The sequence below is a fragment of the Accumulibacter sp. genome, from assembly GCF_031732815.1.
In the GTDB taxonomy this organism is placed as follows: Bacteria; Pseudomonadota; Gammaproteobacteria; order Burkholderiales; family Rhodocyclaceae; genus Accumulibacter.
The window spans coordinates 1-8553 of sequence record NZ_JAVMKF010000040.1 but is presented as its reverse complement, the minus strand read 5'-3'; the positions used below and the strand labels follow the sequence as shown (position 1 = coordinate 8553).

The 8553-nt window shown below is 65.2% G+C and carries 9 protein-coding genes; all 9 read left to right on the top strand.

Annotation, left to right across the window (positions count from 1 at the left end):
- Positions 1-176: 176 nt before the first annotated feature.
- The 9 genes from RKP46_RS03420 (at position 177) to RKP46_RS03380 (ending at position 8296) form a co-directional block, all read left to right on the top strand.
- Positions 177-764 carry a NapC/NirT family cytochrome c gene (locus RKP46_RS03420; RefSeq protein ID WP_311097311.1) on the top strand — a complete coding sequence of 196 codons (588 nt, stop codon included), beginning with the start codon at positions 177-179 and terminating at the stop codon, positions 762-764.
- Positions 765-876: 112 nt separating this feature from the next.
- Positions 877-1713, top strand: coding sequence for an ethylbenzene dehydrogenase-related protein (locus RKP46_RS03415; RefSeq protein ID WP_300332881.1), 837 nt, complete (start codon positions 877-879; stop codon positions 1711-1713).
- A 280-nt stretch (positions 1714-1993) separates the two neighbouring features.
- Complete coding sequence (locus RKP46_RS03410; RefSeq protein WP_311105321.1) at positions 1994-2818, top strand: undecaprenyl-diphosphate phosphatase; 825 nt, start codon at positions 1994-1996, stop codon at positions 2816-2818.
- A gap of 1 nt (position 2819) precedes the next feature.
- Complete coding sequence (locus RKP46_RS03405) at positions 2820-3389, top strand: YqiA/YcfP family alpha/beta fold hydrolase (RefSeq protein WP_311097308.1); 570 nt, start codon at positions 2820-2822, stop codon at positions 3387-3389.
- 8 nt (positions 3390-3397) lie between these two features.
- A complete protein-coding gene (locus RKP46_RS03400; protein ID WP_311097307.1) occupies positions 3398-5311 on the top strand; it encodes an RNB domain-containing ribonuclease in 1914 nt (637 codons plus the stop codon).
- The gene (locus RKP46_RS03395; RefSeq protein WP_311105320.1) at positions 5289-6197 is read left to right on the top strand and encodes a TonB family protein; all 909 of its coding nucleotides are present in this window, start codon (positions 5289-5291) and stop codon (positions 6195-6197) included. The genes RKP46_RS03400 and RKP46_RS03395 overlap by 23 nt, the downstream gene beginning before the upstream one ends.
- A gap of 4 nt (positions 6198-6201) precedes the next feature.
- Positions 6202-7023 (top strand): shikimate dehydrogenase, encoded by an 822-nt coding sequence (gene aroE / locus RKP46_RS03390; RefSeq protein ID WP_311105319.1) that lies wholly within the window; start codon positions 6202-6204, stop codon positions 7021-7023.
- Positions 7023-7718: a monofunctional biosynthetic peptidoglycan transglycosylase gene (gene mtgA / locus RKP46_RS03385; RefSeq protein ID WP_311105318.1), complete on the top strand. Its 696-nt coding sequence runs from the start codon at positions 7023-7025 to the stop codon at positions 7716-7718. The genes aroE and mtgA overlap by 1 nt, the downstream gene beginning before the upstream one ends.
- Before the next feature lie 89 nt (positions 7719-7807).
- The gene (locus tag RKP46_RS03380; RefSeq protein WP_311097303.1) at positions 7808-8296 is read left to right on the top strand and encodes a LapA family protein; all 489 of its coding nucleotides are present in this window, start codon (positions 7808-7810) and stop codon (positions 8294-8296) included.
- The last annotated feature ends 257 nt before the right edge of the window (positions 8297-8553 follow it).

Sequence of the window (8553 nt, the reverse complement as noted above, 5' to 3'; positions counted from 1 at the left end):
CGGACATCGGCTCACTGCGCCGGGTCGCGGGCGCTGCCCGGCGCGCGTAACCATCGGTTGCGATTTGTACCAATTGTTAACCTAGATCAAACCGTGGGGGCATCGCGTTCCGCTAGACTCAACGCAGCCATCGGCGCTTGGCGGATGGCCTTAACCAGTCTAGGGGGGACAGCATCGTGGCCGCAAACAGCCCAGGTTTTTGGGCAACACTCAAACGTCCGAGTGCCAGGTACTCGTTGCTGGCTCTGTTGTCGATCGGCTTCGTCGCCGGCGTCCTCTTCTGGGGCGGTTTCAATACGGCCATGGAAGCGACGAACACGCTCGAATTCTGTATCGGCTGTCATGAAATGCGTGACAACGTCTATCAGGAGTACAAGACGACCATTCACTACAGCAACCGTACCGGCGTACGCGCTTACTGCTCCGACTGTCACGTTCCCAAGGATTGGGGACACAAGATGATGCGCAAGATCCAGGCGAGCAAGGAGCTTTACGGCAAGGTTATGGGGACGATCTCGACGCCCGAGAAGTTCGAAGCCAAGCGCCTCGAACTGGCGACGAACGAGTGGGAGCGGATGAAGGCGAGCGATTCGCGCGAGTGCCGCAACTGCCATTCGTTCTCGGCGATGGACATCGAGCGGCAGAAGGCGCGGGCATCGAAGATGCACAAGATCGGCCTGGAGGAAAAGAAGACGTGTATCGATTGCCATAAGGGAATCGCCCACAAGAAGCCGAAGAACATGCCGGAAGAGCCAGACGAGTAGGTGCTGGCAACGGCCGAGCGAAGTCGAACCGAGCAACGACCGGGGGCGGACGAGGGTTTCAGTTCCGCCTCTTGCCGTTCACCATTGCATCAACACTACCGTGGAGTTTGAAATGAAGAAAACGAGCGTCACCCTTGCCGTCCTTGGTGCCTTGCTGACGTGCGCAGCGCAGACGGCGCAAGCGGCTCCCGATTGGGGCAAAGTGCCAAAGCGCGACGTGCAGGTGTTTCATGCTGGCGTTACGCCGATCGAGTGGATCATGAAGAAGTCGGACCACAGCGGTCGCACCGGACTGAACAAGGGCGAGAGCTGCGTTGGCTGTCATGAAGAGAAGGGTGGCCTCAATTTCGACATGAAGCGCCTGGCCGGCAAGGATCTCGAGCCGAAGGGCGCGCCCAAGACGATGAACTTCCCGGTTGCCGTTCAGGCAGCGTATGACAAGGACAACGCGTACATCCGGTTGAGCTTCAAGGCGCCGGGCGGCGGTGTGGACCCGGCCGACAAGGAGAACGAAGTCAAGGTTGCCGTCATGTTCGCCAACGACAAGGTGGCGCAGGGCGCACAGGTCGGTTGCTGGGCGACGTGTCACGCCGACGCGCGCACGATGCCGGGTGCCGACGACAAGAAGACGAAGTACACCAAGGACGGCGCTTACGAGCTGATGCAATGGAAGAGCGCCAAGGGCGCCAAGGTTGCCGATGGCCTGGTGAGCGACAAGCGCAACATGGAAGGCGGCAGCGCCGGCGTCAAGGCCGAGGGTGGCAAGGCGGGCGATACCTACACCGTCACCTTCACGCGCAAGCTCGCCGGTGCGCTGGCCGAAGGCAAGGCCGTTCCGTTCGGTGTCGCCGTGCACGCGGATCGGGCGCTGGGCCGTTTCCACCACGTGTCGATGGGTTACACGATCGGCTTTGGCGCCGACGGCGACATCAAGGCCAGCAAGCAGTAGGCGTTGCCCTGGCCGTCGCCGCAGGTGCAGCCGGGCGACGGCAGCTTGGCGTTGATGCGGGCGGGCAGGGCACGCTTCCTGCCCGCGACTCGCTGGTGGGTGGCGCGGCGGTGGTGAATCCGCTGCTGGTGCTGCTGCCGCTTCGGCCACCGCTTGGCGCCTGAGCGAAGCTGATCGGCGCCGCTCGCAGCGGTGCGAGCGATAACAGTTACAGATCAATCCTCTGTCGCCTGCCGCCAGACATTCGGAGTAGAATGCGGGCTTTTTGCGAAAGCCCACTGTGGATCTGCTGCTCCTTGGCAAGGCGCTCATTCTCGGTATCGTTGAAGGTGTTACCGAGTTTCTGCCGGTGTCGTCGACCGGTCACCTGATTCTCACCGGCGATCTGCTCGATTTCAACGACGAGCGCGGCAAGTTGTTCGAGATCGTCATCCAGTCGGGGGCGATGCTCGCCGTCTGTTGGGAATATCGGGCGAAGATCGGCCAGGTTCTGCGCGGCCTCGGCAGCGACCGAGCGGCGCAGCGCTTCGCGCTCAACGTGCTCGTTGCCTTTCTGCCGCTGGCGATCATCGGACTGCTGTTCGGCAAGGCGATCAAGGCGCACCTGTTCAATGCGCCGGTCGTTGCCACCGCTTTCATCGTCGGCGGGCTGATCATCCTCTGGGCCGAGCGGCGCGAACATCGTATCCGCATAGAGTCGATCGACGACCTGTCGCTCACCGACGCCTTGAAGCTCGGCTGCGCGCAGGCTCTGGCACTGATTCCGGGCACCTCGCGCTCGGGCGCGACGATCATTGGCGGCCTGTTATTCGGGCTGTCGCGGCGCGCGGCAACCGAATTTTCCTTTTTTCTGGCGATGCCGACGCTGATCGGCGCCAGCCTCTACCAGCTCTACAAGGAGCGCGCGCTGCTTTCGTTCGACGACATCGGCATGTGGACGGTCGGTTTCGTCGCTTCGTTCGTTTCGGCGTTCTGGGCGGTGCGCGGGCTGCTGCGCTATATCAGCACGCACGATTTCTCGGCCTTTGCCTGGTACCGCATCGCTTTCGGCGTCGTCGTTCTGGTCACCTGGCACTACGGTGTCGTTTCCTGGACGAGCAACTGACTTGGCTGCGCCGCGTCTGCTCTATCTGCACGGCTTCTGTTCGTCGCCGGCGTCGTGGAAGGCGCGCCTGCTCCACGAGCACCTGGCGGCAATCGGTCAGGCGGAGGCTTTCGTCTGCCCCTTTCTGCCGCCTGTGCCGCGCCGGGCAATTGCCGAAGCCGAGGCGCTGCTGGCCGAAGACGTGCCGACGACGCTGGTCGGCAGTTCTTTGGGCGCGTACTACGCCACCTGGCTGGCTGAGAAGTACGCGCTGCGCGCGGTGCTGATTAACCCGGCGGTCAGCGCGCCGGTGCTGCTTGGCGGGCTGGTCGGTCGGCACGTCAATTTCCATACGGGCGAGCCATTCGAGTTTACGCGTGAACACGCCGAGCAACTCGCGGCGTTCGCCGTGCCGCGCGTTTCGCCGGCCCGCTACCTGCTGCTGGTCGAAACCGGCGACGAGGTGCTCGACTACCGGCTGGCCGTCGAGCATTACGCCGGATGTCGCCAGATCGTCCTTGCCGGGGGCGACCACAGTTTCACGCGCTTTCCCGATCTCTTGCCGCAAATCATTGAATTCTGCGGGTTATAATCGCTCGAATGCAGGTTCTATTCGAAGAAGACGGGGCTTTCCGGACGGCCGCGATCGTTGCCGACAACGATTCGTCGCTGCAGGTTGAGGCGGCTTCCGGCAAGCGGAGCAAGATCAAGGCGGCCAGCGTTCTGCTGCGTTTCAGCGAACCTGCGCCGGCGGCGCTGCTTGACGACGCCGAGCGCCTGGCGGCCGGGATAGAACCCGACTTTCTCTGGGAGTGCCTGGGCGACGAGGAATTTTCGTTTGCCGAGGTGGCTGGCGAGTACTTCGGGCACGCGGCGACGGCGGTCGAAGCGACCGCGCTGCTGCTCGCCCTGCACGCGGCGCCGGTCTACTTTCATCGCAAGGGTCGCGGTCGTTTCCGGCGGGCGCCGGCCGACATCCTGCAGGCGGCGCTGGCCGGGCTCGAGCGCAAGCGCCAGCAGGCGCTGAGCATCGCGCGCATGGTCGAGGAGTTGAAGAGCTTCACGCTGCCGACCGAGTTCAGACCGATGATCAGCCAGTTGCTGTACAAGCCCGAGCGTAGTCGCAGCGAAGCCCGCGCGCTTGACGAGGCGTGCCGGGCGACCGGCCTCTCGGCGGTGCATCTGCTCGCCAGGTGCGGCGCGATTCGTTCGCCGCACGACTATCACCTGCAGCGTTTCCTGCTCGATTCGTTTCCCCAGGGCGTCGGCTTTCCACCCGGCGAAGCTCCGGTGGTGAACGCCGCGCTGCCGCGCGCCGAAGTGCGCGCTTTTTCGATCGACGATGCGGCGACGACCGAAATCGACGACGCTTTCTCGCTGCAGGCAATGCCTGGCCTGGGCTGGCGGGTCGGTATTCATATCGCGGCGCCGTCGCTCGGCATCGCTCCCGGTTCGCCGCTCGACGCAGTCGCGCGTAGCCGCCTGTCGACGGTCTATATGCCGGGCAGCAAGATCACGATGCTGCCGGATGCCGTGGTTGATCTGTTCACCTTGTCGAGCGGGCGCGACTGCCCGGCGCTCTCGCTCTATCTCACGGTCAGTCCGGAGTTTGAGATTACCGCGCACGAGTCGCGCCTGGAACTCGTCCCGGTCCTGGCCAATCTGCGCCACCACGATATCGAACCGCTGTTCAACGAACAGACGATTGCCGCCGGCTTGTCCGAGTTTCCCTTCCGCGACGAGTTGCTGACGCTCTGGCAGTTGGCCAATGCCTGCGAAGGCCGGCGCGGCAAGCCGTCGGCGATGCAGGGCCAGCACGACTACAACTTTCGCGTCGAGGGCGACATTGCCGATGCAGAAGCGTGCCGCATCGAAATCGCCGTGCGCCAGCGCGGCAGCCCGCTCGACAAGCTGGTGGCCGAACTGATGATCGTCGCCAACAGCACCTGGGGCGGTCTGCTCGCGCAACGCGGGATCGCCGCGATCTACCGCGTGCAGACCGGGGGCAAGGTGCGCATGAGCACTTCGCCGCAGGCGCACGAGGGGCTGGGCGTCAAGCAGTACGCCTGGTCGACGTCGCCGCTGCGCCGCTACGTCGACCTGCTCAATCAGTGGCAACTGGTCGCCTGCCTGCGCGGCGAGACGCCGCCGTTCGCAGCGCGCTCGGAAAGCCTGTTCGCTGCGCTGCGCGACTTCGAGCTGACCTATGCCGCGTACGCCGATTTTCAGCGCAGCATGGAACGTTACTGGTGCCTGCGCTGGCTGCGCCAGCAGGGAATCGAGACGATCGAGGCCAGCGTCGGGCGGGAGAATCTGGCCCGGCTCGACGGCTTGCCGCTCGTCGTGCGCGTACCCTCGGCGCCGGAACTGAAAAGCGGGCAGCGCATTCGGCTGCGCCTGGAGTCGATCGATTTCCTGACGCTCGAGCTTGCCTGCCGCTACCTGGAAACGGTCCGGGCGCCGGCTGCGCTGCTCGACGCGGCGGAAGCCGATGCGCTGGAGGTTGTCGATTGAAGTGAGCAGTGCTGCGTTTCATCCGGTCAGACGAGGCCAGGCTGAGCCGAGACTGGGGCTGGCGCTGGCGGTTTCGCTCCTCTTGCACGGCGTGCTGTTGCTGGTGCATTTCACTTTGCCGACGCCGCGGCGGGTGGTCCATGAGCGCGCGCTCGACATCGTCCTGGTCAATAGCCGCTCGGCTCGCCCGCCGAGCGAAGCGCAGGTGCGGGCACAGGCCAACCTCGACAGCGGCGGCAATACCGACAAAGAGCGACGGGCGAAAACGCCTTTGCCGCCGGCGGCACGGCAGCAGGACGGCGACGAACTGCATCAGGCGCAGCGTAAGGTGCAGGAACTCGAAGCGCAACAGCAAAGGCTGGTCGCGCGCGCACCGAGCAAGGCGAGCAGCGCACCGGTCGCCGAGCGCGAGGTTCAGCCCGAGCCTTTGGCCAGCGTCAATGGGCGCGATCTGGCGCAGAGTGCGCTGGCGATGGCGCGGATCGAAGGCGAGATCGCGCGCGAACTCGACGACTACAACCGGCGTCCGCGCAAGAAGTTCATCGGCGTCCGCGCCGAGGAGTATCGCTTTGCCCAGTACATCGAGGATTGGCGGCAGAAGATCGAGCGCATCGGCACGCTCAACTATCCGGCGGCGGCACGCGGCAAGCTCTACGGCAGTCTGGTCCTGAGCGTCACGCTGCGCAGCGACGGCAGCGTCGCCAACGTCGAGATCAACCGCTCGTCAGGGCACAAGATTCTCGACGACGCAGCCCGCCGGATCGTCGCCATGGCCGCGCCGTTTGCTGCTTTTCCGCCGGCGATTCAGGACGATACCGACGTTCTGGTGATCACCCGGAGCTGGAACTTCACGCAGCGCGACAGCCTGGAAACGAAGGCGCGCTGAAGGCATGAGCGAGCGCTACGCGGTCTTCGGCAACCCGATCGGGCACAGCAAGTCGCCGCTGATCCATGCCGCTTTCGCCCGCCAGTGCGGCGCGGAGATCAGCTACGAGGCGCGGCTCGCACCGCTCGACGGTTTCGCCGGCTGCGTGCGCGAATTCATCGCTGCCGGCGGACGCGGCGCCAACGTCACGCTGCCGTTCAAGGAAGAGGCTTTCCGCCTGGCGGACCAGCGCACGCCGCGCGCCGAGCTGGCCGCGGCGGTGAACACCTTGGTCTTTGCCGACGGGCAGATTCTCGGCGACAACACCGACGGTGCAGGCTTGTTGCGCGACCTGGTCGACAACCTGCGCTGCGCCATCGCCGGTCGCCGCGTGCTGCTGCTCGGCGCCGGCGGCGCGGCGCGCGGCGTCATCGCTCCGCTGCTCGCAGCGCTTCCGCACACGCTGGTCATCGCCAACCGGACGATCGACCGCGCCGAGGCGCTCGTCCGCCAGTTTGCTGCAGACGATCGGTTGCGCGCCAGCGCTTACGCGCAACTTGCCGGCACCTCGTTCGATCTCGTCGTCAATGCCACTTCGGCCGGCCTGAGCGGCGCTCTGCCGCCCTTGCCGGAGCGTGTATTTGCCGCCGAGAGCCTGGCCTACGACATGGTGTATGGCGCGGCGGCGATGCCTTTTCTCGCCTTTGCCCGGGCGCAGGGCGCTGCCCGGCTGGCCGATGGGCTCGGCATGCTGGTCGAACAGGCGGCCGAAGCCTTTTACCTCTGGCGTGGCGTTCGTCCGGCGAGCGCCCCGGTGATCGCCATGTTGCGCGCAACCGGCGCCTGATGCACCGCTTCACTGTCTGGCTGAAGCGCCTGCTGCTCGCCTTCTTTGCCCTGGTCGTCCTCTACCAGGTGTGGCTCTTCGCCTGGGTGCTGTGGTGGAACTGGGCCAATCCGCAGTCGACGCGCTTCATGGAAATCCGCCTCGCCGCCTTGCGCCAAAGCGACCCGCAGGCGCAGGTGAAACAGCAATGGGTCGACTATGAGCGCATTTCGCCGCACCTGAAGCGCGCGATCATTGCCGCGGAAGACGCCCGCTTCGTCGATCACGAGGGCTTCGACTGGGAGGGAATCCAGCACGCGATCGAGCGCAACCAGAAGAAGGGTCGAGTCGTCGCCGGCGGTTCGACGATCTCGCAGCAACTGGCCAAGAACCTCTTCCTGACTCCGGCGCGCACGCCCTGGCGCAAGGCCGAGGAGGCGCTGATCACACTGATGCTCGAAAGCATCTGGAGCAAGCGACGCATTCTCGAGGTCTATCTGAACGTGATCGAATGGGGTGAGGGCATTTTCGGCGCCGAAGCGGCTGCCCGCCACTATTACGCGGCGACTGCCAGCCAGCTTTCGCCGAGTCAGGCGGCGCGCCTGGCTGGAATGGTTCCCAACCCGCGTTTCTACGACCGCAACCGGCACGCGCCGGGCCTGGCGCGCAAGACGGCGATCATTCTCGCCCGCATGCCGGCGGCCGAGCTTCCCTAGGCGGTCGGCCGCGCGCACTCGCTGGCGCGCTCTGCGCTAGTATGACGACTTCGTCCCTCGCCGCCCAAGTCCTCAAGGAGTCGTCCCGCATGAAGCTGCGCACCTTGTTTCTGCTGCTCGTTCTGGCTGGCATCACCGCCTTTTCGGTTCTCAACTGGCACGCCTTCATCACGCCGACGACGCTCTCGCTCGGCGTAGCCGAAGTGCAGGCGCCGCTCGGCATCGTCATGCTTGGCATCACCGGCTTCCTGACCGTCTTCTTCCTGATCTTCGTCGTCTATGTCCAGGCGTCGGCGCATTTCGAGTCGCGCCGCCACGCTCAGGAACTGCAGGCGAACCGCGAACTCGCCGACAAGGCCGAGGCCTCGCGGTTCACCGAGCTGCGTGGCTTCATCGAAAGCGAACTCGGCAAGCTCGCCGGCAGCGGTGCGGCAGGCCGGGCCGACGCTGCCCTCGTCGAGCGCCTCGACCGGCTCGAACAGGTCCTGCTCAATGCCTTGCAGCAGACGGAGAACAGCCTGGCGGCGTACGTCGGCGAAATCGACGAGCGTCTCTCCGGCAAGGCGCCACCGCGCTAGCGCCTCCCGCCGGATCGCGTGTCCCGGCGATGCGGCGTAACAGGCTGGCATCCGGGCACGGCGGCTCGATCAGACGCAGCGTGCAGTCCGGCACAGGGCATGATCAACCTGGAAAACGTGCTGCGTCGCGTGGCGCGAATTGCCGAAGGGCTGATCGTGATGCTGGGCGACGGTCGGAATGTCGGCCACCAGAATATCCGGCGTGACGGCGCAGGCGCGATGCCGGCAGCCGAAACGCTTGGCAGCAACCCGTGCCT